Source organism: Thiorhodococcus mannitoliphagus (assembly GCF_010915725.1).
Classification (GTDB): Bacteria; Pseudomonadota; Gammaproteobacteria; order Chromatiales; family Chromatiaceae; genus Thiorhodococcus; species Thiorhodococcus mannitoliphagus.
Genome location: NZ_JAAIJR010000003.1, coordinates 92,613 through 118,297, shown reverse-complemented (window position 1 = coordinate 118,297; position 25,685 = coordinate 92,613). Strand labels below are relative to the sequence as shown.

The 25,685-nt window shown below is 62.8% G+C and carries 24 protein-coding genes; 4 read left to right on the top strand and 20 right to left on the bottom strand.

The features are described 5' to 3' along the window. Positions 1-48: 48 nt before the first annotated feature. The 4 genes from G3480_RS01630 to G3480_RS01615 all read right to left on the bottom strand — a co-directional run bounded on the left by G3480_RS01630 (position 49) and on the right by G3480_RS01615 (position 3,872). Positions 49-336: a DUF29 family protein gene (locus G3480_RS01630; RefSeq protein ID WP_164651905.1), complete on the bottom strand. Its 288-nt coding sequence runs from the start codon at positions 334-336 to the stop codon at positions 49-51. Beyond that, entirely contained in the window at positions 312-842 is a 531-nt protein-coding gene (locus G3480_RS01625; RefSeq protein ID WP_164651904.1) for a protein disulfide oxidoreductase, read from the bottom strand. The genes G3480_RS01630 and G3480_RS01625 overlap by 25 nt, the downstream gene beginning before the upstream one ends. A gap of 187 nt (positions 843-1,029) precedes the next feature. Further along, positions 1,030-2,370 carry a sigma-54-dependent transcriptional regulator gene (locus tag G3480_RS01620; RefSeq protein WP_164651903.1) on the bottom strand — a complete coding sequence of 447 codons (1,341 nt, stop codon included), beginning with the start codon at positions 2,368-2,370 and terminating at the stop codon, positions 1,030-1,032. Continuing rightward, positions 2,367-3,872 carry a sensor histidine kinase gene (locus G3480_RS01615; protein ID WP_164651902.1) on the bottom strand — a complete coding sequence of 502 codons (1,506 nt, stop codon included), beginning with the start codon at positions 3,870-3,872 and terminating at the stop codon, positions 2,367-2,369. Before G3480_RS01615 ends, G3480_RS01620 begins: the two co-directional genes overlap by 4 nt. A gap of 470 nt (positions 3,873-4,342) precedes the next feature. On the opposite strand from G3480_RS01615, the gene G3480_RS01610 reads away from it, so the two are divergent. Beyond that, positions 4,343-4,843 (top strand): DUF302 domain-containing protein, encoded by a 501-nt coding sequence (locus tag G3480_RS01610; protein ID WP_164651901.1) that lies wholly within the window; start codon positions 4,343-4,345, stop codon positions 4,841-4,843. 119 nt (positions 4,844-4,962) lie between these two features. On the opposite strand, the gene G3480_RS01605 is transcribed toward G3480_RS01610, so the two are convergent. Beyond that, positions 4,963-5,124, bottom strand: a complete 162-nt coding sequence (locus tag G3480_RS01605) for a hypothetical protein (protein ID WP_164651900.1) — start codon at positions 5,122-5,124, stop codon at positions 4,963-4,965. 23 nt (positions 5,125-5,147) lie between these two features. Here G3480_RS01605 and G3480_RS01600 point away from each other — a divergent pair, with 23 nt between their 5' ends. Beyond that, complete coding sequence (locus tag G3480_RS01600) at positions 5,148-6,275, top strand: radical SAM protein (protein WP_338114040.1); 1,128 nt, start codon at positions 5,148-5,150, stop codon at positions 6,273-6,275. A gap of 216 nt (positions 6,276-6,491) precedes the next feature. On the opposite strand, the gene G3480_RS01595 is transcribed toward G3480_RS01600, so the two are convergent. The 10 genes from G3480_RS01595 to G3480_RS01555 form a co-directional block, all read right to left on the bottom strand. After that, on the bottom strand, positions 6,492-8,081 hold the full coding sequence (locus tag G3480_RS01595; RefSeq protein WP_164651899.1) for a nuclease-related domain-containing DEAD/DEAH box helicase: 1,590 nt from the start codon (positions 8,079-8,081) through the stop codon (positions 6,492-6,494). Further along, positions 8,078-9,751 (bottom strand): hypothetical protein, encoded by a 1,674-nt coding sequence (locus G3480_RS01590; protein WP_164651898.1) that lies wholly within the window; start codon positions 9,749-9,751, stop codon positions 8,078-8,080. Before G3480_RS01590 ends, G3480_RS01595 begins: the two co-directional genes overlap by 4 nt. Continuing rightward, entirely contained in the window at positions 9,748-10,929 is a 1,182-nt protein-coding gene (locus G3480_RS01585; RefSeq protein WP_164651897.1) for an ATP-binding domain-containing protein, read from the bottom strand. Before G3480_RS01585 ends, G3480_RS01590 begins: the two co-directional genes overlap by 4 nt. A 5-nt stretch (positions 10,930-10,934) precedes the next feature. Next, the gene (gene drmB / locus G3480_RS01580; protein WP_164651896.1) at positions 10,935-12,833 is read right to left on the bottom strand and encodes a DUF1998 domain-containing protein; all 1,899 of its coding nucleotides are present in this window, start codon (positions 12,831-12,833) and stop codon (positions 10,935-10,937) included. Beyond that, positions 12,830-16,033, bottom strand: coding sequence for a helicase-related protein (locus tag G3480_RS01575; RefSeq protein WP_206171439.1), 3,204 nt, complete (start codon positions 16,031-16,033; stop codon positions 12,830-12,832). The genes drmB and G3480_RS01575 overlap by 4 nt, the downstream gene beginning before the upstream one ends. A 459-nt stretch (positions 16,034-16,492) precedes the next feature. Then, positions 16,493-16,966: a DUF29 domain-containing protein gene (locus G3480_RS01570; RefSeq protein WP_164651894.1), complete on the bottom strand. Its 474-nt coding sequence runs from the start codon at positions 16,964-16,966 to the stop codon at positions 16,493-16,495. 73 nt (positions 16,967-17,039) lie between these two features. Beyond that, the gene (locus G3480_RS01565; RefSeq protein WP_164651893.1) at positions 17,040-17,504 is read right to left on the bottom strand and encodes a DUF29 domain-containing protein; all 465 of its coding nucleotides are present in this window, start codon (positions 17,502-17,504) and stop codon (positions 17,040-17,042) included. Next, positions 17,501-17,695 carry a hypothetical protein gene (locus G3480_RS27775; protein ID WP_206171438.1) on the bottom strand — a complete coding sequence of 65 codons (195 nt, stop codon included), beginning with the start codon at positions 17,693-17,695 and terminating at the stop codon, positions 17,501-17,503. Before G3480_RS27775 ends, G3480_RS01565 begins: the two co-directional genes overlap by 4 nt. A 46-nt stretch (positions 17,696-17,741) precedes the next feature. Next, a complete protein-coding gene (locus G3480_RS27770) occupies positions 17,742-17,909 on the bottom strand; it encodes a hypothetical protein (protein WP_206171437.1) in 168 nt (55 codons plus the stop codon). A 311-nt stretch (positions 17,910-18,220) separates the two neighbouring features. Continuing rightward, positions 18,221-19,327, bottom strand: a complete 1,107-nt coding sequence (locus G3480_RS01555; RefSeq protein WP_164651892.1) for a phospholipase A — start codon at positions 19,325-19,327, stop codon at positions 18,221-18,223. Between the two features lie 51 nt (positions 19,328-19,378). Here G3480_RS01555 and G3480_RS01550 point away from each other — a divergent pair, with 51 nt between their 5' ends. Then, the gene (locus tag G3480_RS01550; protein WP_164651891.1) at positions 19,379-19,588 is read left to right on the top strand and encodes a hypothetical protein; all 210 of its coding nucleotides are present in this window, start codon (positions 19,379-19,381) and stop codon (positions 19,586-19,588) included. 19 nt (positions 19,589-19,607) lie between these two features. On the opposite strand, the gene G3480_RS01545 is transcribed toward G3480_RS01550, so the two are convergent. Then, positions 19,608-20,549 carry a DUF808 domain-containing protein gene (locus G3480_RS01545; protein WP_164651890.1) on the bottom strand — a complete coding sequence of 314 codons (942 nt, stop codon included), beginning with the start codon at positions 20,547-20,549 and terminating at the stop codon, positions 19,608-19,610. Positions 20,550-20,675: 126 nt separating this feature from the next. On the opposite strand from G3480_RS01545, the gene ubiT reads away from it, so the two are divergent. After that, entirely contained in the window at positions 20,676-21,149 is a 474-nt protein-coding gene (gene ubiT, locus G3480_RS01540) for a ubiquinone anaerobic biosynthesis accessory factor UbiT (RefSeq protein ID WP_164651889.1), read from the top strand. 168 nt (positions 21,150-21,317) lie between these two features. Here the strand turns inward: ubiT and G3480_RS01535 are convergent, their stop codons facing one another. The 4 genes from G3480_RS01535 to G3480_RS01520 all read right to left on the bottom strand — a co-directional run bounded on the left by G3480_RS01535 (position 21,318) and on the right by G3480_RS01520 (position 25,574). Next, positions 21,318-21,971, bottom strand: coding sequence for a cytochrome b/b6 domain-containing protein (locus G3480_RS01535; protein ID WP_164651888.1), 654 nt, complete (start codon positions 21,969-21,971; stop codon positions 21,318-21,320). After that, the gene (locus G3480_RS01530) at positions 21,971-23,611 is read right to left on the bottom strand and encodes a tetrathionate reductase family octaheme c-type cytochrome (RefSeq protein WP_164651887.1); all 1,641 of its coding nucleotides are present in this window, start codon (positions 23,609-23,611) and stop codon (positions 21,971-21,973) included. The genes G3480_RS01535 and G3480_RS01530 overlap by 1 nt, the downstream gene beginning before the upstream one ends. Before the next feature lie 448 nt (positions 23,612-24,059). Beyond that, entirely contained in the window at positions 24,060-25,205 is a 1,146-nt protein-coding gene (locus tag G3480_RS01525; protein ID WP_164651886.1) for a GGDEF domain-containing protein, read from the bottom strand. A gap of 183 nt (positions 25,206-25,388) precedes the next feature. After that, a complete protein-coding gene (locus G3480_RS01520; protein WP_164651885.1) occupies positions 25,389-25,574 on the bottom strand; it encodes a YgaP family membrane protein in 186 nt (61 codons plus the stop codon). Positions 25,575-25,685: the final 111 nt, after the last annotated feature.

The following is a 25,685-nucleotide window of genomic DNA, read 5'->3' as shown; positions in this document are numbered from 1 at the left end:
GCGCTTGCGCATGACCTGGACAGCGATGACTGGCTTGCGATTGATGCATCAGGCCGAAGACGCATCCGGCCAATAACCCTCATCAAGCAGGTCGCGCTCATGGAAGGGACATGTCGCGGGGAATATCACTGCCTGGAGACCGGTTTCGAGAGTTGCGATCCGCAGGGCATCGGGATAGGCCAGTTCAACCGCTTGCGCGAAGAAGGGTTGCAAACTGGGACTTAGAAAGCGCTCATCAATTGTTTCCCGATGCGAGCGATGCCGCCCCAATACCCGCGCACGGCATGGGCGAAGGTCTCTACATCGCTCCCTTATTCCGCTTGGCTCGCCATCCACAACCGCGCGCGCAAGCCTGGTCCGGAGCTGGCGCCAACGGTCGCTTGACGGATCTGGCCGGCCGCATCGACGACGAAGGTGGTCGGCACACCGGCAACGCCCCAACGGCTTGAGATCTCGCCATTGGCATCCGGAAGCACGGGGAAGCTGAGTCCTGATGTGTGCATGAAGTCGCGCAGCTCGCCTGGTCCGCCGGACTGCAGGGCGACGCTAATGACGGGGTGGTCTTTGGAGATTGCCTCGACCGCGCCGTCCATGACGCGGCAGACGGGGCACCAGCTCGCCCAGAAGTGGACCATGACGGTTTGGCCGCGGTAGTCGCGCAAATCCAGGGGCGTGCCTTCGATGGTCACTCCCGCCAGGAGCGGCGCCTCGCCGCTCGCCAAGGGTCTGGCCTTCCACCACTGGACGCCGCCGAAGATGAGGACGATCAAGGCGACGTTGAAGGCCCAGCCGCGCCAGCGGCTGACAGGAGGCTTGGAGGAAGGCTTGGCTGGGTCAGTCATGGCGAGAGGCTTTCTGGGGTTGAGCGAGCATTGGTCGCGGGATCTGTCTGAGACCGGCGTGTGGGCTGGTCGTGTGAGGCTTCATTGTGCGCGACTTATTGCCGCGACGCGATGCGATGCGCGGGCATGGCGGCGCGGGTGATTGGTGGGCCTGTGTCCTTGGCCAACACGCGCTTCGGGCAGGAGCTTAGCCCCGCTCGGCCGGGGTCTTGCGGATCCCGAGCCGCTTCATGCGCTCCCACAAGGATTTGCGGCTGATCCCGAGCACTTCGGCCGTAACGGTGACGCGGCCTGCGTTGTCTTCGAGTCGGCTTTCGATGTAGCGACGCTCGCAGCTGGCCAGATAGTTGTCCAGGGTTGCGGCTTGATCCGGTTCCTCCGTCGCTGCTTCGAGTGCGTCGGCTCCCAGGCCTGGCTCGAAGAGATCCGCTGCACTGAGCTGCTCGGCGTCCGCGAAGATGCAGGCGCGCTCGATCATGTGACGCAGTTCGCGCACGTTACCCGGCCAGTCATGACGGCAGAGTGCCTCCTTCGCCTCGGGCGCGAGCCTATGGGGCACGCCGCCGCGGCGCTCGCCGCAATCACTGAGGAAACAGCGCGCGAGCCAGGGGATATCGGCACGGCGCTCGCGCAAGGGCGGGATTTTGAGCTCCACGACGTTGATGCGGAAGAAGAGATCCTCACGGAAGCGTCCGTCCGCGATGCGCTGCTCAAGGTCCTGATGCGTTGCCAGGACGACGCGCGTGCTGATCGGAATGGGCGCGCGACCGCCGACGCGCACCACGGCACGCTCTTGAAGCACGCGCAGCAGCTTGGCCTGGAGCGGCAGCGGCATGTCGCCGACCTCGTCCAGAAAGAGCGTTCCGCCGTTGGCCTGCTCGAAGACGCCGGCGTGGGCCTGAGTGGCGCCCGTGAAGGCGCCGCGCTCATGACCGAAGAGTTCTGACTCGGCCAGGGTCTCGACCAGGGCCGCGCAGTTGACCGCGACAAAGGGCTCGCGGCCGCTGAGCTGGTGGAGCCGGCGCGCGATGACCTCCTTGCCCGTGCCAGTCTCGCCGCGCACCAGCACCGTGGTGTCCAAGGGGGCGATGCGTGCCAGCATCTGCTCGACCCGGTCCATAGCCTTGGAGATCCCAAGTCGGTCGCGATCCTCGCTATGCTCGGCGGCGGAGCCGATAATGTCGCGGACCCGAGCGATGAGTCGGTCGAGATCGAAGGGCTTCGTCATATAGTCTGCAGCGCCTAGCTTGAGCAGCTCGACAGCGCGGCTCAGATCGCCAAAGCCGGTAATGAAGATGAACGGCGGGAGCACGGGCCGACACCTGCGCAGCTGCTCGAAAAGGCGGTCGCCGGACAGGCCGGGTAAACGGATGTCGCACACCACGGCGGCGAAGGGCTCGGTCACCAAGGCCGTCTCGGCCTCTTCGGCGCTGCGGAACCACTGTGCCTCGATGCCTTCGAGCGCGAAACGATCAGCGAGGGATTCGCCCATGATGGGGTCGTCTTCCACGAGACAGAGCCGGCTCATGTCAGGACCTCCTGGGGCTGTTGCTCAGGTATGGCGGATTCTGCGGGACGCTGGTCGCGCGCGCTCCGCTCCTCGCGGGAGTAGGGGAGTCGAACCTCGATTACGGCCCCGGAGCCCTTGCCAGCATCCTCGGCGTCGTGGACCTCGATGCTGCCCCCGAGCTGGCTAATCGTCTGGTAGGTCACCCAGAGCCCCAGTCCGTGCCCGCCAGTGCCGGAGTAGAAGGGCTGGAAGAGGCGGTCGATCTCCTCGCGTGCGATCCCCGGCCCCTCGTCTTGGACGCGCAGCTCCAGATGGCGCGACTGCGGCACGCAGGTCATGGTGACGCGCCCGCCGTTGGGCGTGGCCTGAATGGCGTTGAGCAGCAGGTTCATGAGCACTTGGCGAACCGCAGAGGAGGGCAGCGGTACCTGGTGTGTCAGGCCGCAGCTCCAATCCAGCTGGATACCTTTGCTTTTGACCTCGGTGCCGATGAGGGTTTGCAAGTCCTGGAGATCGGCCGGTGCCAGGGGGTGCGATTCGACCCGTGCCTGGACGAGCAGCGCCGACACCGTCGTTTGGATCTGGCGCAGGCCGCGCTCGAGCAGGTCCACCGTCTTCTCGGCCACTCGGGGGTCATGCCCGTGGCGTTTGAAGGTGCTGACGGCGTTGAGCAGTCCGCCCAGGGGGTTGTTGATCTCGTGGGCGACGCCAGCCGCCAGTTGGCCGACGGCGACCAAACGTTCGGTGCGCCGCATCTCCTCTTCCATCAGCCGCTTTTCGCGCAGTCCGGCGAGCATTTCCTCGAAGCCCCGGGCCAGAACGCCGATCTCGTCCTTGCTGCGGATGGCCTGACAGTCGATATCCAGGTCGCCGGCGCCGACGCGTTGCATGCAGTGTCGCAAGCGGTCGATGGGCCGCGCCAGGTGCCTGCCCATCAGCCATCCCAAGGCTAGGAGTACCGGGAGCAGCAGCAGGCTCCAGAGGACGGCGGTGCGGAAGAGGGCGATGAAGTGGTCATCCAGCGCGGCCAGCGGGTAGTCGACGAAGACGGAGCCCAGCTGCTCGCCGTCGCGCTCGACGCGCGCCGCGCTGATGAATCCGGCTGCGCTCTCCAAGGTTGTCGTGAGGATGGCGTCGTCCTCGAGCTGGCCGCTGATCAGGCGCAAGCTCGAGCCGAGCGCCTTTGCGCCCTCGTCTTGACGGGCGGCCCCGGCCCCGGCGTCGTCGGCCGTCGAGGCATAGATGTCCGAGGTCTCGTTGAGGACGAGCACCACGGGTGGCTTGGTGCCTGGCACGCCGCGCGCGAAGCGGCTCAGTGCCTCGTCGACCCGGTGGGTGTCGCCGGCGTGCATGTCCCAGTAGATGTTGCCGGCCAGACAGGACGTCATGCGCTCGACGCTGGCGATGCGGTCGGCCTTGAGTTCGTGATAGCTGCTCGAGAGGAACAACAAGGTGAAGACGACGACACTTGCCACGGACAGAACAGCAAATGCCAGCGTCATACGCAGGCGATAGCCCATCCAGATCCTCCATCCGCTCAGGCGGTTGTTCTTGCCGTCCGGATCTGTCGTCCGGTTTGTTGCGGGATCTTGATTTCCCGTTACTCAGGTGATTTCCCGTTACTCATGATTTCCCGTTACTCAATAGTAACGCTCAAGAACTGTGATCGGAATCAGGTTACCGAGCGGTAACCCCGTTGCCATCAATGCGGAGGGATTTCGGTTGTCAGTGCCTTGCAAGCAGAGGCTGTGGGGGCAGCAGTTCCTCACGCAAAGCTGACGGCGGTGCGCCGAGTCGAAGTGTCTATCTGTATGAAAAATATAATAATGAGGTGGAATCTTGACTGCTCTAAAAAGACCTTCAGACGGTCTCGCCAGCGGTGATAGACGTCTCTAGAGCCAATATTGGCACGTTCCCTGTAAAGACTCTCGTGCGAGCCTCAACAGGCCGCCGACTCAAAAAAGCACAATACCGCCCAGGAGACCTCAGCATGAAAACCATCCTTTCCGCAGTCGCCGGTTTCATCCTCGGTGCCGTCGTTCTCGCAGCCGTTGCCGGGATGAGCGCCGATCAATTCATGATCCAGCAGACGGTGAGCCCGCTCGCCTTTGAAGACACCGTCGAGTCCATCAAGACCACAGTCACGGAGAAGGGCTGGCAGCTCCCCAAGATCTACCGTCTCGATCAGACGATGCAAAAGCACGGCTACACCGTCAACAAGGTTGCGGTCCTCGAGCTTTGCCATCCGGAGCACGCCTACAAGATCCTGCGCAACGATGACTCGCTGATGGTGACGCCTTTCATGCCTTGCCGGATCTCGGTCTATCAGCGCGACGATGGCAGTGTCGTCATCGCCAGGATGAACAGCGGACTCATGGGCAATCTCTTCCATCGCGACATCGCCAAAGTCATGGGGCTCGCAACCAGTCAGGTAGAAGGCATCATCGCCGCGGCAACGCTTCCGGCGCCTGCCATCGCCTGCAACGAATGATCGACCACGGCTGAACCAAGTCGAGCGGCCGGAGCGCACAGCATGCGCTTCGGCCCGCTTTTTCGTTGTGGCCAATGACCACATCGAGGAAGGCTGCGGTGCGAGCGTCTTCGACCAGATCAGGACTTGCCGGTGCCGTCCATGCGGTTTGCATCGGCCTCGTGCTCGGCTTCCTCACGCCTATGGCCGCCTGACCCCAAGGAATTCAGGTAGCGGAGCCAGACGAAGAGTCCGACGAGGATCACGGCTTCCACGAGCGCAAAGGATCGATCGTATTCCATAGCAAGACCTCCAGCGATTGAGTGTGAACGGACAGGTTGCAGCACGGACGACGACTTGGCATCTAGCGTTGGGCCGCCTTGGGGATTCACAATGCACTCCGCTCTGTGCCCTGGAGGTCGAGGGTTGGCGCTCGACCGCCGAAGGAGGCGGCGCGCACGGTTGTCGAGTCTGGCTTACAGCTCTGCCCAGGTCTCGACCGCGTCTGCTCCGTCGATCAAGCGCCGCTCACAACCATAAGGAGGATCGCGCCCTGAACGACGATCTGCCCATCCGCTACATCGAGCCCGTCTACCGTCCGCCGAGCGAGGCCGATTCGCTCATTCTGCCCGTGACCGATGGCTGCTCTTGGAACAAGTGCAGCTTCTGCGAGATGTACAGCCCCCCGCACAAGCGCTTTCGTGCCCGTGACCAGGCTGAAGTCCTTACAAGCATTCGGCTTTGCGGCGAGAGGCTCGGCGACTCCGTTAGACGGGTCTTTCTCGCCGACGGTGACGCCCTGGCGCTGCCGACGCGGAGCCTCATGGGCTACCTGAGCGCGATCCGCCAGCACTTGTCGGCCGTGCGCCGCGTCTCAAGCTACTGCCTGGCGCGCAATCTGAGGAAGAAATCGCTCCAGGAACTGCGCGAGCTGCGAGACCTCGGGCTTGAGCGCGTCTATCTCGGTGCGGAATCCGGGGACGACACCGTGCTTGCTCGGGTCAACAAGGGCGAGACCTTCGAGTCGACCCGCGAGGCGCTCGATAAGCTCGGCGCGGCGGGCATCCGGCGCTCGGTCATGATCCTCAATGGCCTGGGCGGGGTGGCGCTCAGCCGGCTGCACGCAGAGAACTCGGCGCGATTGATCAACGCGACCCAGCCTGAGTATCTATCGACCTTGGTCGTCATGCTCGCGGATGGCGGCGCACGCTATCGGGAGCGCTGGCCAGACTGGCAGCCGTTAGGGCAAGATGGACTCCTCGCGGAAATGGAGATGTTTCTGAGCGCCCTGGAGCTTCGGCGCACCATCTTCCGCGCCGATCATGCCTCCAACTGGCTGGTGCTAAAGGGCACTCTGGGTGCGGATAAGGCGCGACTGCTCCAGCAGGTGCGAGCAGCGATCACGCGACCCGAGGCGGCACCCTTGCGTGCGGCCTGGATGCGCGGCCTTTAGCCCTCGGCGATCATCGCCGGGGCGCAGGCGCGCTCTATGGCGGTGCGCATCGCCGATGGTTCGACGTTGGAGGTCGTGTTGCGCAAAACCCGGCGATGCTCTCGCCGGTGCTCCTTGAAGGCAAACCTGAATCCGGCGCCATCTGGTATCAGATATTCCGGCAATCGCCTAATTCAAGCGGTTGTTGGCGGCAGGGCCGGGCCAGGCCAGCTTGCATCAGTCGGTGACGATCGTAATCAGCAGTGACCGCGCGCGGCTCATGCCGACGTAGAAATCCGTGAAGGATCGTGGGGCATCCGCTTCCCGCGGCAAGTCGATCAGGATCACCGCCTCGTTCTCGAGCCCCTTGAAGTTTGCGATCTCGGCAAAGCTGATGCGCGCCGGGGGAAAGTCGCGCAGCGCGAACTCGTCGAGTTCGGTGAGATCGGCTGCAAGCTTGGCGGGCAACAGGGCGGCTGCCGAGTCGGGGAAGGGCCGCGGCGATAGGATGGTGATCTCAGACAGCGACAGTCCTTCCCGAATGGTGAGCCGCTCGATCTCCGCCATAAGCACGTCGGCCGCATGCTGCCTGGTCTTGGCCTGGTGGCGGACGACCTCGGGACCGTCGCCGGTGCCGCGCACGCCCAGGTCCGCGCCGAGTTCGGACTGGACCTCGCTCAGGATCTGGCGCGTGTTGCGGCAGTTGCGCTTCAGCGGCATCCGCGCCGCGCCGTAGGACTCTAGCATCGGCAGTGCGTCGGCGTCGGGCGCGCCGAAATAGCCCGCCTGATTGTTGATGTCGTGGAAAAAGCACCAGCGCCCCTGCTCCAGGCCGCCTATCAGCACGGCGTCCAGTCGGTCCAGCGCCTCCATGCTCAGCAGATCCTGCCCCTCGTCGACGATCAATGCATCGAACTGATCGACACCGGCGCGTCGCGCGGCCGTTGTGACGGACTTGGCGACACTGACGCTGACGCCCGCGATCTCAAATCGCTTCTCCAGCCAATGCTTCAGCCAGGGTGATTGGCAGACGAGCAGCACCTGCTGGCCCGAGCCCGCCCATCGGCGCGCCAGTTCCAGGGCGAGGAAGGTCTTGCCGGTGCCCGCGCCACCGGTGCAGATCGCCCTCGGATTGGCGTCGACGATGTCGAGCAGATTCATCTGGTCATCAGTCAACGCGGTAACCCGCTCCTCCAATGCATCCAGCGCCACATGCAAGGGCACGCCGACGTCGAATGCCGGTCGCAGAAATTTGATGATCTTGGACAGCGCCTCTGGGGTTGCAGGCTCGAGCCGGCGACTGTCCCGCTGATGCCAATAGCGGTAAAGCCCGGACAGCCATCGTTCCATATTCTTTGCGGCCCGGGAGTCTGCGACCATCGCCTGTTCCCATTCCGCACCAGTGATGGACCAGTCGCAGTCCGGAAAGACGACAGCGTAACCCCAAACGAATTGCGCGCAGACGCCTGGCGGCAGCGCCGCCTCTAGCCGGCTACGCAAGCCGTGCATGGCTGCTTCGGCCTGCCGGAACGGACTCTCCTTGAGCCTGTTGCTCACTCCGGTTCGATCGGTGGAGTACCAGATCCCGTCATGACAAGCGATGCCACCGCCCTTCACCTCCAACACGAGAATGCCCCGGGGGCCGACGATGACGAAGTCGGCCTCGCCGAAGCGCTTGGAGGCATGGCGGGTCAGGTTCAGCGAATGCAAGACGGTCAATGCCTGTCCCCGCTCCTGGCCCTGCTCGAATGCGCCGCGCAGCCGGTCGAACACACGACGCTCGGCGCTGCTGTTGGTTGCGTGCGGCGTCGACGGGATCATTCTCATGACTGGCGCTCCCGCTCTTGCGCTCCGAGCGTTGCACGCACCTTGGCATCCAGCGCTGCCGGGATTGCGGACAGCGCGAGCAACTCGAACAACCGGCTGGCATCCACGTCGATCGTCACCGCCTTGACGTCGCCATCGAGCAGCAGATGCGCGCCGCGCCCGTCCACCTGCAAGCGGTAATCGCCCTTGCCGAGGCTGATCCGCGTATGCAGCGCCTCGCGCCAACCCATGCCGCGGGCCAGTGCCAGCGCGCCGTCGTGTTGGCGCTTGCTCCAACGCTCGCCGTCGGTGGTCAACAGTTCGCGCAGCGGCTGTACCCGTGGCGGCGCGGGTCCCAAGTCGAGACCCGTCGCCTGCGGTCGATGGGCCAGCATCGCCATGCGGTGGGTGATCGCCGCGGTTAGGCCAGGCATCGCTTGCAGCTCCGGGGGGAGCCCCATCCAGCCGTCGCGGGCGCCGAACAGGGCTGCTGCGACGACACGGTCCTGGTCCGTCAGCAGGGGTTGCTCCATGGCCAGCAGCTCGTCGCAACGCTGGCGCAGGAAAAACAGGATCAAGCCGCGGGAGAACGGCTTGGAGTGGCGCTGCAACAGCTCGGAGACGGTCGCATCACCGAGTCCCACAGCGCCCTTGAGATCGGCAATCAACCGTGTCAGCGCCTCCTGCCACTTCGGCTCCGCGAGCGCCTGGCGCTCCGCCTCCAGCACGTCCAGTACCACCTGCTGCGTATCCGGCGGGCACCATTCCTTGGCGCTCGCCCCGTCCACCGGTGTCTTGGCGTCGACGATGGCAGCGAGCAGGCGGGCCAGGATGCGGCCCTGAACGTCGGCATTCGCAAGGTCGCTCTCGCCGTCCACCCAGGCGAGCACCCCGCGCAGCAGTGGGTTGTCGACCGGCTCGACGGCGTTCTCGGTCGGAGTCCCGGGCGGCGTCTGGATCGAAGTCTGGGTCAGACGCGTCAGGCATCTAGCGGCCGCGATCAGCGCATCACCGCGATTGCCAAGCCCAAACAACAGCCCTTGTACTGCGCCGACCGCGGAGACATGTTGCAGCGGCTGGTCGCGAGCCGGCGGTGACAGGCCGTCGATGGGCCAAGGCAGGGTCGACTTGGCCGAGAACAGTCGCGCCTTGACTTGCTGCTTGTAGGCATCCAGTGGCACATTGGCGTAGTCCGTGGCCTGCTCGCGCACCAGCGCCCGCGCGTCCTTCGACGGGAAGAGGATGGCTTGCAGCCAGCTGATCGGCAGTGGAGCGGGAATCCACAGCAGGCGCTCGTCGCCGCGCGCGTCCTCGGGCCATTGCAGCAACCGCAACTCGCTCTTTAGATCCACTGCTTGGATCGGGCCGCGCAGATTACTGAGATCCACGCTGGCGATCACAGGCTTCAGATGCCCAACTTCGCTCGTTGCCTGCGCCAGTGCCCCCGCCGGAATCGCATCGTCGAACAGTGGAATCCAGCCCGGCGCCGCCGACAGCGGGTCGGCGTAATACTTGCTGCCGAAGCCCTTGGGGCCGGTGACCAGCCCCGCCGAGAGCAGGTACATGAGATTGAGCTGGTTGGTCACCAGGTGCCAGAGCCGGCGAGGGGCGATGGCCTTGGATTCGGCCGGGTCAGTCAATTCCAGCGTCGGCTGCTCAAGGGAAGCTTGCTCGGGGTCGGTCACTGTCATCTCCAGCGTCTGAGGGTATCTTGATCGGCTGGCAGGATCACCTCGACCGGGCAGCCCCGGCCACTTTGCCGCAACAGGATCACCTGTTCTCGCGCGCGAGACACCATGACGTAGAAGCGACGCTTGAGGTCATCCATCCAGTCCTGGTTATCGGGCGGGCAGGAGTATTCGTGGATGTCGGCCAGGAACACGGTGTCGAATTCAAGGCCCTTTGAGGACTGGGCATTGATGACGAAGATGCCGCCCTCGGCAAAGCGATGATCGCCGCCGTCGCTGCCAGACGCATAGGTCAGGATGCGGGGGCGGCCGTGATCCAGTGTGACCGGATGGCCCCGCAAGGCGTTGAACCAGCGTGCGCGGCTCTTGTTGTTCGGTGTGATGATGCCGATCAGCTTTGCCGGGTTCCGGTCGGCGAGCTTCAGCACGCGCGCGACCAGCTCGTCGTAGTCCCAGCGGCAGCCGGGGCCGTAGTCCACCAGGATCGGCGCCCTAACACAGGGCCGTGCCTTCGGCAACTCGACGCAGGGGCTGTCCGGACGTGCAACACAGAATTCCAGCGCCAGCCGCGCGACGCGATCGCAATTGCGGAAGTTCTCGGTCAGCACGATCCGGTCGTCGAAGTCGATGTCGAGTGCTGCCGCAATCTCCCGCGGCAAGCTGCACTCATCGGTGATCTGCTGATTCTGATCCGCGACCACATAGAAATGCTCGAAGCCCAATTCCGCCAGCGCGTGGTAGAACTCCTTCGGCATATCCTGGCCCTCGTCAATGACCAGGAAGGGCTCCAGCGGTGGCTTCAACTCGGGCGCGCCGAGTATTGCCTCCTTGATGGCGGGCCAGTCAAGACTGTACGGCTTTCCATCCACCAAGGGGCATGGCTGCGACAGCGTGCGCGCGTACATGGATTTAAACCAACTGATCCAGGTACAGGCGTTGACCGATCCGCCCTCCAGTTCCCGACTCGCCTCCAACAGCAGCTTGTTGTAGACGAGGAACACGTATCTCTGGCCACCTTCTTTGCGGTGATGCCGCCGGGTCCGCAGCAGGGCTAGCACCGATTTGCCGGTGCCGGGGCCGCCGACGACCAGGTGGCAGCCTTCTAGCGGCAGGAGCCGGGCGCGCTCCTGCTCCTTACTCAAGTCCTGGATATTGGGCAGTGAGCAGCTGCGCGCGGCCATCGGGCTCAGTCCTCGGCTGCAAAGGCCAATAGGGGCTGGATCTCGCCGCCGAGGTCGCCAGCGACGAAGACGCGGTCTAGCAGCACGTTGCCGAACTGGCAGCTCGGCTCCGGCACCAGGGCGCAGGCATGGCAGGCGGCGAGGTTGAGTTGGCTCGGGCCCTGGCCGTCGTGCTCGGCGCAGACCGGGTCCAGCGAGCACCAGTCCGCTTGACCGAAGACCCCGGCGAGCAGCGGCAGGAGGCGTTCCGGCTCCGCCAGCTCCGCCAGGCCGCCCAGGGAGCCAGCAATGTCTGCCACCGCCACATAGACCAGGATGCCCGCCATGGGCTCGGGGCCGGCGGCGCAGTAGATGCGTTCGCGAATCGACGCCGCCGAATAGCCGGCCTCGGTCTCCAACCGGCGGATTAACAGATGCGCCAGGGTATGTAGCAGAATGAAACGCGGGGTCAGCGGCACTGGCGGATCTTCCGGAAACCCTATGCCCGTGCGCTCGAAGCGACGCTGCAGGGCATCGGCGCGGTGCAACAAGCTGTCCTGCGCCTCCCAGCGCTGGAGCAGGCGCTCGTCGAGCGTAAAGAAGATGCCCTCGCCGTAGAGTTCGATCGCCGGTAGCCAATCGAGCTGCCCGTCGAGATCCGGTGGCACCAGCCGTGCACTCAACGCCTCGGCAGCGTCCCCGGTGTCGGGTTTGATGCCGTCTTCGAACCATTGCTCGACACGGTGAAAACCGGTAAAGATCCGGATCTCGCGCAGCCGGGTGACAGCGACCAGCTGCTCTACGACAGCGCGCACTGCTCCGAGCCGCAAGCCATCGGACTGCTCGAGCGGCAGCGACTGCCAGGCTGTGGTTCGATGTTTGGTGATAAAATCCTCTCCCTCGCGCTGATCCGGGATCGGTGTCGTTAGCGCCCGGTACTCCTTCTCCAACAGTTGGCCTCGCGTCGGGGTCTCGCCATAGAGCGGCCAGCCGGCCTCGATCTGCTCCAGCGCGGACTCCAATGTCTCGCGGGTGCAACCGAACTGGTTGGCCAATGGACGCAATATGCCTCCACGCGCCAGGGGAGTCCTGGCGCGGGCGATGTCCATGCGCACGGCATGATTGCAATACAGCCGATCCAACAGCCCTCCACGCTCAACCTGGGACTCGGGCGGAATCACCAGACCACCGCGCAATCGGGTGAAATACAGCCTCGGATCACTCACCTCCAGGATTCTGGCGGACTGCTTGCTGGGAACAGCCTGGTCGGTGTTTTGCCTCTGCCAGGGCTGGAGACTCGAACGTTGTTTATCCTGGAATTGCTGACTCGGGCTAAAGCGCTGGGACGAATGACAGTGGTCGCAGTGAAGCGTCCAGTGGCCACTCTTGGTGTCGCGCCTCAGACGCAACGACGGCTGCTCGCAGCCCTTGCGACAGTCCGTTTCCGATTGCCCATCTTTGTGTGCCAGCCAGTGCCATGGCACATCCCAGAGTCCGCCGTCTGGATGGGCGACGACCCAGTCCACCTGCCGCAAGCGAGAGCGCTTCTTGCAGCGGCAACGGGGGTCGTCAAGTGAATCCTGCTGCCCCGGCGTCGCGGCCTTCCAAGGCTGGTAATGCAGGAGTCCGCAGCTCGGGCAACGCGCCCAGCGCGGGAAACGCAGTGCCGGCACACAGGTACCGTCCACGACTCCGTTGTTGATCAAGCGTGCCAGCGGCGGTTGCAGCAGTTGCTTGTCATCAAGCTCGAGGGCGCCGCGCAGTAGGTCCACGTAGTAAAGCGGCTCTCCGGCCGGCTGGCCGCCCTTGTCGGTCCAGTAACCGATGTCCATGACCACGAACAGGTCGTTGTCGGCGCGTACCAAGGCGCCGACACCACTGAAACCGAGCATGTGGGACCAACGGGTCGGGATGAACCGCTTCATAGGATCTTGATCAACGCCGTGTTCTCGACATTGCGCATGTTGTGCAGCGTGACCCACTCGCCCGGCACGCGGGCGTCGTGACTGTAGAGCAGGCGCAGGTCGCGCCGGTCGCGATCTGGTCCGGCATAGACCAGGCGCTGTTGTTGTTCGCCCGCGCGGCGAGCAGTGTCGGCCCAATGCTCTACCAGCCTGCGGATGTGTGCGGCGGTCTCGTCTCCGCGCCCCGGGTCGGCGCAGCGGCAACGCTTGATGAGTTCCTCGATCACTTTGCCCGTTTCCGGCCTGCCCGGGTCGAAGGCCTGTGCCCGCTCGTTGGCGGTTAGGTCATCGTTGGCATGGCGCACCGCAATGACCAGCGCCGCGTGCAATGCCCGCAGGCGGGCCTGGTAGGTGTAGGGCGTGACACTGGTGGGTTCGACGAAGCGATAGAATGCCTCGTGATAGGCGCGGAAGTCCTCGTAGTGGGACAGGCTGCGGGCCTGGTCGCGGTAGTAGTTGGCGACCACGATGCCGGGCACCTCACCGCGGCCGACACGTGAGCTGGCCTGGATGTACTCGGCCGTGGTCAGCGGCTGGCCGTTGATGATCATGACCGAAAGCCGGGGCACATCGAGTCCCACCGAGACCATGTTTGTGGCCAGCGCTAGATCGAGGCAGTCAGGGTCTTCGCGCGTCTTCGCCAACCGCTCGAAGCCCCGGGCGTTCTCGTCCGCGGACATCTGGCTGGTGAGCTGTGTCAGGCGCTCAGCGAGTTGCTGCCGCCAGCGCGGCTCAGGGTCCGCCGGAGAACCCGGTTGTTGGTCTGGGGCTTCGGCAGCCGGTTGCTGCTGACGCCATTCGCGTTGCAAGCGGTCGATGCGCTCCTCGATCTCGCGCAGCGCGTTGCGGCTGACGCCAACGCCCTTCAGGCTGCCGTGGTAGACCAACAAGGTCCACCAGGCATCGAGCAGTGCGTCACGGTCCGATGCGGCATCGCCGAACAGCGCCTCCGGCGCGGACAGCAGCGCGGCTGCCAGCGGGGCCAGGCAGCGCTGGCGGTTGCGGTCCGGCGCCAGATAGCCGACATAGAGCCGCCCCGGTCGCTCCCGGGTTGGCGCAATGTTGCGTGCAAAGTAGGCGTCGTCTGCATCGAGCCCGGGCGGCGGGAACACCGCCGTCTCACGCCCGTAGAGTCGCCTCACCTGTTCGTTTGCCATGCGGATCGTGGCCGTCGACGCCACGTATTTCGGGTACATGCCGCGCATGCGCAGCACGGTCTCCAAACCCGCCTCGTACAGCCCTGCCACCGAGCCCAGGGCGCCCGCGATCAGGTGCAGTTCGTCCTGGATGATCAGTTCCGGTGGGCGGTTGCGGCCGCACCCGAAGAAGGCCGAGCTGCGCTCCTCCCAAGCAAGTCGCGCGAACTTGTCGATGGTTGCCAGCAGCAGCGTCGGCGGCGCCCGGTAAAGGGCCTCATCCACGACGTTGCAGGGCAATGTGACACCCTCCGCCCTGCCGAAGTCGCATGCGGCATGGGTACAGCGGAAGTGAAAGTGCTGCGCGCCCGCGTCGAAGTTGTCCGGCACGCTGAACGCCGTGCCGCACCAGGGGCATGACTCCAGCACGAGCAGACTCGGGGGACGGGTCTGCTCGTCCGCGATCGCGTCGTCGACGGCCTGCTTGGCGGCAGCAAAGCTGTTCGGACTCGACGCGCCGCCAACCCAGAGCCCCAGGGTCACTGGCTCGGCGCCGAGTAGCTCAGGCTGCTTACGGCGCATCAGTTCCATGGCGCAGATGAGTCGCGCGGCCCGCCGGAACTGATCCTTGGTGAGCAGGCGCAGCGTATAGCGCATCAGCACCGTCGTGCCGCCGCCGCTCGCCTTGTACTTGAGCCGGCGCCACCAGATCACGAGCGCCATCAGCCCCAGATAGGCCTCGGTCTTGCCGCCACCGGTGGGGAACCAGATCAGGTCCAGGACATCACGGTGTTCGGCGTCCGGGTCGATCGCGGACTCGAGGGTTAGGAGCAGGAAGGCGAGCTGAAACGGCCGCCAGCGCGGGATCGCCTGGCGCATCTGCGAGGCCATGGCCGCGTTCGCGAGGCCGAAGGCGCGTGCGACGAGCGGGTTGCTCCGCAGCAGTTCGACGCCTGCCCGCATCCGTGCCGAGGCATCCTCCATGCGCGCCAGAATCCGGCCAGCGGGCTCCCGGTAGCGGGACGCTAGCCCGTCGATGCTTGATGCCTGTGTTGCGATCCATGCGCAGTATCCGTCGACGAAGCGTTGCAGCGCCGTGCAGATCTGATCATGGTCAGTTTCGATCATCGCGAGCCGCTCGACGCCGAGCTCGGCGCCGACGGCTTCTCCAGCGGTGGGGTCGAACCTAGGGACCTCGACCTTTGGCAGAAACTCCGTCCGCAGACTGACGACCCGACCTTCCCGCAGCGTCCAATCAACGGCCGCGCCGTGTCCGATGGCGTAGATGATGCGCTCGCGATAGCGCAGCTCCAGTTCTTGCTCCTCCAAGCCGAGCAGGTGGAAGTCCGCCCGTGGATAGGGGCCGATGCGGCCCGTGTCGATGACGCATTCCAGCGCAACCTCGAACAGCGCCAGATTGTTACGCTGACGGAGTTCTTCGTTGCGCGCCTCAGCAGAGCCGTTTGAATTGGGGGCTTTCGGTGGCAACCGCTGCGCGTTGCTCAGGGAAACGGTGACCAGCCAACCATCGGAGCGGGCCCGCCAGAGCACGTCCAGCCTGGCTCTGCCGTCGAACAAAGCGATCGGGTCGATCCGAACCTGGGCTTGGCCCGCGGGTGGCGATTTGAGACTCCGTGCCTCGTTGTCCGCAGCACCGAGGGTGATGCGTTGCCACTCCTCAAAATCGTTGCGCTTGCGGTCCGCCGGCAACTCAAAGCGGACGGCCTGCGGGATAAGCTGGATCTCGGCGGCACCGCCCTGGATAAAGAAAGAAAATCCCACGGAGGAGGGCGGCACGACGCGACGCTTGGGTCGCGCCACCCCCACTGCGACCGACGCCTTGCCGCTGTCCGCCGCGATCAGGCCGTCTTCAGCATCGTCACCGCCGTCATCGTCAGCCGGGTCGAGGCCGGATTCGTCGCGCACAATCGGGAACAGGATGGCGGTTTGAAACCGTTCCAACGGCTTGATGCCAGCCAGCGGTTTGACGCTCATCGCCACGCCGAGCCCCGCGGCAGGGCCCATCAGCACGCTCCGTATCCATCGATACACCTGCTCCCGTTCATCCGAGAAGCTCACAAGACCAGTTCCCGCGTCTATCCAATCAGGAAGACCCGACTGTATAACCCAGTTTTTGGACAGTTGGAAGAGAGCGTCCGCATGGCCGCGAAGGCTTCCTAGATTCAGGCTACTCTCGTGGGTCGCTCTCTGGTCGTTCTCGTCATCGCTGACCTGGCGCGGCAAGCGTCGGAGGAGACCACCTTGTTAGTGCCTGGGTAGTGCCACAATCTATAGGAGGGCGAGAAATTAATACGCTTTAAAATCAATGGTTTAAGAAAAATGTTATCCTATAGAAATTTTATCCTATAGATAACGGCACTACCGATAATCCGCCACATTGGTGTCGATGACGGCGATCTCATTGCTTCGAAGCTGTGCGTTCATGGGCGTTCTCACATCAATCCAAGATGTTCAAGCGGCGAATCAAGGGCGTGATTCGGGGTAGAAGTCGTCGTCAAGGATTTGCGACCAGGTATAGGGGCAGCGTTCGGGAAAGGTATCCAGCGGCAGGCGCGTTTCCTTGCTGGCCAGCACTCTGGCATCGGCATAGGCTTCAAACTGGATTTCATCCAGGCTGGACTTTAAAGCAGGTGATTTGCGCAAACGTTTGGCGATGCGGTCGCGTTGTTCGATGATGGTCTCGCGCCAGCTATCTCCCTTGAATTCACGCCAGCGCTCCGACAAGGTTTGATATTGATAGTCCCATTTGAGCAGATGGGCCAACAGTATGAGCAAGCGATTTTCCATCTCATGGCGTTCACTCTTGCCCATGTCGCCAAGTTCCTCCAGCAGATGTGCGATATCGAGTTCATCGAACCGATGCGTGCGCAGTAACTCGGCGTTGCGTTGTGCCCAGGCGGCGTAGTCGGTCTGGTAGAGGTCGGCGAGATCGGTCATGGCTGGTCTTCTCTTGACGTGTTTGCCCTCACCCCACCCCCCCTCGGGGCGATGGGCTGACTGGCGTGTTGCGCTATGGCGCGGCGCTTGACACGGATGGCCAGAAATCGGGGTCGAGCAGTTGCTCCAGACGATAGGGGTTGTCCTCGGGAAAGAGATCAGGGTCGAGTCCGGTCTCGCGAAGCGCGACACTCAAGCCATCAACCCAAGCGGTGTCAAACGCAGACGCTGATTGCAACGGATTCTTCAGGCCGGCATTCTCCGATAAATGGCTGCTGACAGCTCGACGTTGTTCGATGATCGAGCGCCGCCAGCTTTTTTCATTCGCCGATGTGCGTTGAGTCTGTACTTGAAGTTTCAACAGATGGGTGATGATGACGGCCAGCCTGGAGGCCAACTCGCGCCGTTCTGATCTACCCATGTCGGCGACCTCCTCGGCCAGATGCTCCAGATCCAGCAGCTCAAGGCGACCCTGTTTAAGATAGGTCGCCTGCTCTTGGGTCCAGGTGAAGAAATCTTGTTCGTAAGTGGTCGTCATGTCAGTGACTTGGTGGTGGTGTCGGTCTCCCGATCATCCTCGGCGGCGGGTTCCGGCTCGGTGCGCTGGGCGGTGATGCCATTGGCCTGACTGCCCTCGACGGTGCGCCAGAAGTCCATGCCCTGGCATTTCTGGAACAGATCCGGGGGCAGGATGGCGCGCCGGAGCTGAAACTCGACCTTGGGACGCACGCTGTGCACCCCTCGACCCCGACGCCTCGTCGAAGTCGGGCGCGTCCTACTCGACCTGGTCGAAGTCATGGCCCTCGTACCAGGGCTCGTCGATGAACTGGTAGATTAGCGGCAGCACCCTGGCTGGGGCGCACGCCAGCAGTTCGTAATCGACGATCAGCAGGGCGGCGGCCTGCTCGCCATAGTATGGCCTCCTTGAGCCCGGTCCAAGCACGTCCGACCAAGGCCTCGTGGTGCATCAGTGTCTCGACCCGACTGTAAACGGTGCCTTGATTCTGGGGACCGAACAGACGGGTAAAGTGATAAGTACCTCTGGAGGTGTTCTAAATTTGTGCACGACTTCCACAAGAAGCTTCGATAACAACCGGTTGCGTCTTTTCATGCACAATTCCAGGACACTACCCCTTTGTGAAAGGGGGGAAGTTGTTGATGGCTAGCCCCCCTTTGTGAAAGGGGGGAAGTTGTTGATGGCTAGCCCCCCTTTGCGAAAGGGGGAAGTTGTTGATGGACGCTTTCTTAGCGATTCTAGAGTTGGTCGTTCAGGGTGACGCCGATGCCAATCACATTTTGTTTCCAATCGTAATCGATGAGGCTCTCGCCATAGCCAGTGAAGCCCTTGATGTAACCACGCAGCGGGCCGATGATCCGCGGTGAGGTCCAGGTGATCTGGGCGGCGCCCTTGTCGGTTGAAGGGTTGCCGCGGGCCATGAGCGAGAAGCTGTTTTCCCGCCACCTGTAGAAGGCGGTGATGTCGCCGTAGCCGTAATAGTCGGTGATGTTCGGATTGTCGTCTTCGCCATCGTCGATGACGACCCAGGGTCGGATCAGGAGCGCGAACCCGTCGCGCTCGACACCGAATTCGGCGAAGAGGCGGTCCCAGCTGCGTGAGATCGGATCGGAGCGGCCGTTCGATTGATGCGTGTAGCCGACATTGAGCAGCCGCCAATTGAAACCGCCCAGGGACAGATTGGGTCGGAAGCTCGCCATCAGCTCGGGCATGTAGTTGGTCTCGCGGAAGGGGCGCGAGAGGTCCGCGTTGTAGATCTGCCACTGACTCTGCTGGGTATAGGCGGCCCAGATGCCGAAGCGCCGATCATCCGTCGCCCAGAGCCGGGTCTTGAAGCTGATCTGGAACTCGGCCTCGGTGGAGTTCAACTCCGCGTTCGGGTTCTGTGCCGCATCGAACAGGGTTAGGAAGGGCGCTTCGTTTGGTCGGCTTGAGTAGCTCCCGAAGAGCAGATAGTTGGGGCGATAGACGTCGATGGTGTAGCGGCTGGAGTCTGGATCGAAGCCCCAGGCGGCATCGATCAGCGACGCTGAAGCGGGTGACGTTGAACCCGTGGCCGCAATGATGGGCGCATTCGGTTGCTGAGTGTTGTTCTGCCGCGTCGTTGGGAGAACGACGGGAGCCGCCATGGGCTCACTGCTCGGCGGTGCTTCGGCGATGGTCGCGGCGCGCCCGCTGAGGCGGTCGTAACAGGCAAGCCGTTCCTGATCGAGCGCGATTGTCGCGCAGTCGGCGAGGTTGGCCGCCTGAGTCTGGGCAAGTGCCGGGCCGCCGATCATTGCGGCGATTCCGAGCATGACTGCGACGATGAGGGTCGGGCGGTTTCGATGCGATTGGTTGGGCATGGGCCGGCTAGCTCCGTCGGTTGAAAGGATCTAAAGAAGGTGCCCCGCACGATGACCGCGGCCAAGGCGAAGATGGCGCCGAAAATCAACGCCAGTGGGGCAAGGATGGCCAGGATCAGCGCCACCACCACCGACCAGATGCCGCCGACCGCCGCCGCGGATGTCGGTCCACAGCGATCATCGGCGAGAAAAGCGAGGTTCAGTTCAGGCAGGATCAAGGGCATGATCATCAACAGCGTCGGTCGTGATGCCTATGGCTAGATCGCCTCGCAAGCGCGGCTCAGCGCTTGCCGAGCTTGTCGCTCAGCGCTGTGTAAATGGCTAAGGCGACAGCGCCTGCGACCATGCCGACGAGGGCGTTCAGGAGCAGAGGCGTGAGCGCGGACAGGAGCCCGCCGAGCCCGGCGATGCCGTGAAGGCCTTCGCTCAGGTGCGCGATCCAGTGGTGCAGGGGAGGGATTCCGTGTGCGATGATGCCGCCGCCGACCAGAAACATGGCCGCAGTGCCGGCAATGGACAGTGCCTTCATCAGCATGGGTGCTGCTCGCAAGAGACCCCGTCCCAAGGCGCGTTGCGCGTCAGTGAATCGCCCTTCGCCCTCGCGCTGGCTCAAATAGAGCCCCGCGTCATCTAGCCTGACGATGCCCGCGACCAAGCCATAAACGCCGACCGTCATCACAACCGCGATGCCGCTGAGCACCAGGACCTGAGTCATGAAGGCCGCGCTCTCAACGGCGCCCAAGGTGATGACAATGATCTCGGCCGAGAGGATGAAGTCGGTTCGGACCGCCCCCTTGATCTTGTCGCGCTCTAGGGCAGCAAGATCTGCTTTGGGGTTCTCCAGAGCGGCTGTCAGTTCGGCGTGATGGGCTTGGTCTTCAGCGGGGGCATGAAGGTACTTGTGTGCGATCTTCTCGACGCCCTCGAAGCAGAGATAGAGGCCGCCGACCATCAGCAGGGGCATGATTGCCCAGGGTGCAAAGGCGCTGATCGCTAGGGCAGTGGGCACCAAGATGAGTTTGTTCTTCAGTGAGCCCTTGAAGACGGCCCAAACGACAGGGAGCTCACGCTCGGCACGGACGCCGCGGACTTGCTCGGCATTCAAGGCGAGGTCGTCCCCAAGCACGCTGGCGGTCTTGCGGGCGGCGACCTTGGCCAAAACGGAAACGTCGTCCAGGACGGTAGCGATGTCGTCGAGCAGCGTGAGCAAGCTGGTTGCCATGATTCCCTGTCACTCCTGAGTCTTGATGGAGACGCTATTTCACATGCCCGGCTCCCTTGTGTCGAGGGATGAGAGGGGGGAAAATCCGCTGCTATTTTTCCGAATGTGTCGAACGAGATGATTGCTATGTCTGCTCCAAGTCGTTTCCTCTACCCACTGACCTTGCCACTGCGAATCGTGCCGAGTGTGCTGCACAGTCGAGCACTGGCGACCATGCTGAATCAGGTCATGAAGGAGGCCCTAGAGGAGGGCGAACTGGACTTTCTCATCGGGCGCCGGATCGCCATCGAGATCGACGATATCGGTGTGCGTTATCGGTTGGGGCTCACCGATGGCAAGATTCGGGGATATGGGGATGACATGCCGGCCGATGCCTCAATCGCGGGAGGGCTGCACGAGTTCTTGCTGCTGGCGGCGCGTCGGGAGGATGCCGACACCCTGTTCTTCCAGCGTCGCCTGCGGATGTCTGGTGACACTGAGTTGGGGCTTTATCTCAAGAACTTCCTCGATGCCTTCGAGCCACCGGAGAAGTTCCAGCCGCTGATGCGAGCGCTCGACAAGATGGCGAGCATTCGGTTTCCGGGCAAGTCGCGGGCTTGATGGCGGTTGGTTCGACGCGAATCCGTTCGCGCCGACCCAGGTGGAGTCGCTGCGGGCCATGCCGCCCGAAATCCCCCCCCCCTGGCCCCCCTTTGCGAAAGGGGGGAAGTTTTGGCAGGAGCTGTTCCGAAGTCCCCTTCGAAACAGCTCGTTGCAGGTCAAAACATATCAGCCCAGAACCTCCGGCTGGTCTTTTAGCAGATAGGCTTCTTCCTCGGGCGTCAGGTCTACTTCATCGAACCCATTGATCATGGGCATCACATGCTCTTTGAATGAGTGCCCGGTGGTCAGCATGTAGACGTGGATCATGACGAAGACCACGATGGTGAAGGCCGCTCCGGTATGCACGAGCGCCACGCCATCCAGGACTTGAGTGGCGTGGGGGATGTCCCTCCACAGAAAGTAGAAGAGATAGACCAGTCCGGAAATCCAGATCAGCGGAAAGAGCACGATCTTGAGCATCAGGTAGGCGAGCGCCTGAAGTGGGTTGTGCTTACGCCAATACGCCTTCCGATAGGGATGGTGCTCCCCCTGAAAGATGCCGAAGCTGTAGAAGCGCAGCACCTGCCACATGCCCTTGACGGTCGGGATGAAGTGGCGCCAGTTGCGGGTCGTAAACAGCCAAAAGATGCTGAAGGCCCAGAGCAGCAGCAGCAAGAAGGCGGCGAGGGTATGCAGGTCCACCGCTTGCTTGAAGTCGAGCAGGTGATGAAAGCCATGCAGTCCGAACCCGCTGAACATTAGGGTCATGATCAAGAGCATCTGTGACCAGTGCCAGAAGCGCTCGAACAGGCTGAAAATTCTCACACGACGAATGGCCATCAATGCTTTCCTCTGTTGGGCGCGACGATACGAATCAGGGCGTGGCCCAAGATAAAGACCAGCGTTCCGACGACCGCGATGATTCCGATCAGATCGAGCCAGCGGTTATTGTCTCTGCCGGGTATGTAGATCCCGGCCACGCCATCGAGACGCCCCTGCTTCGAATGACAATCCTCGCAAGACAAGGCGTCTTCCTTGGGAGCGACCATGTGCGTGATCGGCCAGTACGAGAAGGTCTCAACGAATCCATGCTCGCCAGAGTAAGGCAGGCCGAACTCCTTCATCCCGTGGGCGATGGCCTTGCCCATGTCGTAGTTGCCCCAGTAGGAATCACTGTCCTCGCCCCATAGATGCGTGTAGACCAAGGTGCCATTGCCCAGATCGGCAGGCATCCAGGTCGTCATCTTCTTGAAGGGCCAGATGCGTGAGTCTCCATCCTCGCGCGAGCCGGTGAAATCGTTGATGGCGACCGGCTTGGTAATATCGAACTTGGTATCGATCGTGGTGTAGTGCATCTGTCCGTTGAACCAGCGGTAGAGCGGCACCAGGTTCTCACCATAGGTGAAGTCCCCTTTGATCGACTTGTAGGTATAGCGGTGCTCGCCATTGCCCTGGGTGTAGCCGTGCTCGTGATAGCCCTCGCCATTGCGCGTCTTGCCGGCGGTTCTCCAGTCCCAGTTGGTGATGGTTGCGACGCCGCCGCGCGCGAATTCGGGGATGTGGCAGGTTTGGCAGGCGATACTCGAAATGTGGTCGTTGCGCTTGAATGAAGCCAGCGAGTCGACCTTGTGAGGCGCTGTCCCGTGACAGGATTCGCAGGTCGCAACATCGCGACGCTGGCCTGGCTTGCCGGTGCCTTTGTCATCTGTCGCTGCGACGCGGTAGCGGCTGCCTGCCCAGACGTGCGACTTGGTGACATGGCAAGCGGTACAGGCGAAGTTGAGACCCTTGGCATCCATATGCACGTCGAGTTCGCGCGGCGGATTCTTCAATGCCGAGGAGAGGTCGCCATGCTTGACGTTGTCCCCGCCTCCGCCATTGAAGTGACAGGCACCGCAGTTGGCGCGCTCTGGTAGGCCGACACTCTGAGCGATCAGCGTGAAATCCATGGGTGGCTTGCCTTCGAACATGACTGAGCAGGCAGGGCTCCCCTTGCTGTTGGGGGTCTTGTAATAGGTTCCGGTCGTGTCGTGGCAGACCAAACAGTCGATATTGGTCTCATCGCTGAAATCGAAGCTCTCATCTTTCCAGCCGTAGCCAGCGTGGCATTGCGCGCACATGCCCTCGTTACCGCGCGCATTGGTGCAGAAGTTGTTGATGAGGTGCTTTTTTCCGAGTAATTGCCCGGTATCGGGATTGCGATACTCCCAGGTCCAATGGATGTTCTTCATGAAGTGTTTGCCGGTCTCGGTGTGACAGCTCAGGCATGCCTTGGTCACGTCCGGTCCGGTGGCGAAGGGCTGTTTCAGCGCTTCATACTTGGTGTGGTCCCCAGTCCCGCCGGATAGGGGGCCAGAGATTTGAGGTGGCGGTTTGCCCTCCGCGGGCGGGGTTGGCCACTGACCTTCGCCCATGGTTTCGAGCGGAGCCAGGCCGGCAATGAGCAGCAATGCCAGGAAAAATCGCAAAACGGGTCGCATGAAACGGCCTCCTGGGATGGGCAGACTGCTTTGCGCAGTCCTAGCTGCCGTGCTGATGCAGCGTCGCACGGTCGTTATTTTGGGCCCCCAATCCTGGAGGTCGAAGGATTACGGGACCATGACAATCCACAAGCTCCGAGGCTCTTGATCCTGATCTAGCTCAATCAAAGCCCTTTGAATAGCGATAGGGTTGCAGCGAGTCGGCGTCGATCAAGGCCGCCTGAGGAAATCCAGCCTGGTCCGAATCAGGATTCAGGCCGGCTCTTGGGCCTAGAATGCTTGAGGGCGCAAAATGCTTGCAGATGAGTCGAATTTCGATGAAGCGTCCGACCATCCAAGGCCGTCGGGATCGGGATCGGGATCGGGATCGAACCGACGATAGCGATCCCGATTCCGATAGCGATCCCGATGGCATGACTCGTGTGTCTGAGGCGAAGCCTGGTTAGGTTTACTTGGCGAGACCGGCGACGGAGACGCGATCGCGACCGCTGCGCTTGGCTTGATAGAGTGCGGTGTCCGCAGCGTGCAGCCATTGCTCCTGGGCAGGATGCGGCTTGAGTTCGGCGACACCGATGGAGGCCGTGATGCTCAGCTCGCCGGATGCGTGAGGGATGCGCATGGAGCGGATCGATTCGAGTAAACGCTCGGTCAACTGCTGCGCGGTCGCGAGCGGTGTGTCCTGCAGGACGATCGCGAACTCCTCGCCGCCGTAGCGGGCAACGAAATCGGTTTTGCGTGGAAACCCTTGGGCGCAGCAATCCGCGAGTTGTCGCAGCACCACATCGCCGACTTGATGTCCGTGGACGTCGTTGACTTGCTTGAAGTGATCCGCGTCGACCATCAACAGGCAGGCCGGCTGTCCAGACAGCTTGCAGAGTTCGAAGACGCGCTCAAGCTGGATATCGAAGGCCTTGCGATTGAACAGGCGTGTCAGCGGATCCAGCTCCATCTCGTGCTGGGCGGCGTCAAGCTCGCCGCGCAGCGACTGTAGCTTTTCGGTGAGGTCGGCGAGCAGTCCCTTATTGCGCTCGGCGCGCTCCCGGGCGATCTGCGCGATCATGTCGATCGCATGCGTGGCCTCTGCCGTCAGGGTCTCGACCGGCGCGTTCTGCTCGATGGTTCTGCGCAGATGATTGAGCACCGACATGACGCGGCCCTGCTCGTCCTGATCCTCGGCAAGGACCTGACCGAGCGTCTCGACGAAATTGCCCATGACCTGCCGCGTTCCAACGACCTGACGGTTGACATAGGCCTGCTCGCTGCGGCGAATACGCCCCGTGAAGTCGCGCAAGCCACCCCAGTCACGTCTCCCCTGGGGCGCGCCCTTTGCGCTTGGTGCCGCGCCATCACTGACGGGTGTCGCGTTCAGAACGTGCCGGCTCCAGTTCTCCAACTGCTTGGCGAGAGCCGATGCCTTGATCTCGTCGATGTCAAAGGCATACTCGCCCCAGGTGCGCAGTACCGAGGCGAGCTGATCCAAGGCGATCTTCTCCAACTCGGACATGACTGGCGGCTGGGCCGCGCTTGCGGGACTGGCGGTGGATTCAGGCTCGGGGCCCGCGGTGCCGGATTGGCGCTTCCAGAACTTCACCATGGAAAGGCTCGACATAGCAATGAGGTGGTCGGCATCAGAGCATATCGGGTCTGCTGAGCGGTGGCGAGTCGCCTGTGCGCCAAGCGTGAATGCGCTCGCGATTTTGACCGAGGGTTTCGCGGCGGCGGCACCATCCCTGTGCCAACGAGGGGTCCGACATGAAGCTAGCGAGCTAGCCTCTTTTTAGGACTTCGTCGTGTCCACATCCATCGGGATGTATGCCAGGCAGGTCCGGAAGTAGGCGGTCGCCAGAAAGACGAAGCCGATCAGACCCAGGGCATTGTGGTTAGAGATGCCCCAAAAGATGATAGCGACGCCAAGGATGGCGCGGACGAGTCGATCTTTGTCGCCGACATTCTGCTTAAACATATCGATGCTCCCAGAAGACAAAGTTTTCTGACCTCGAACTCGGTGACGCGACCCGGGGTCGCGAGCGGCTCGAGTTGGCAGTTATTGGCTGTGACAGGATCACAGCCCGAT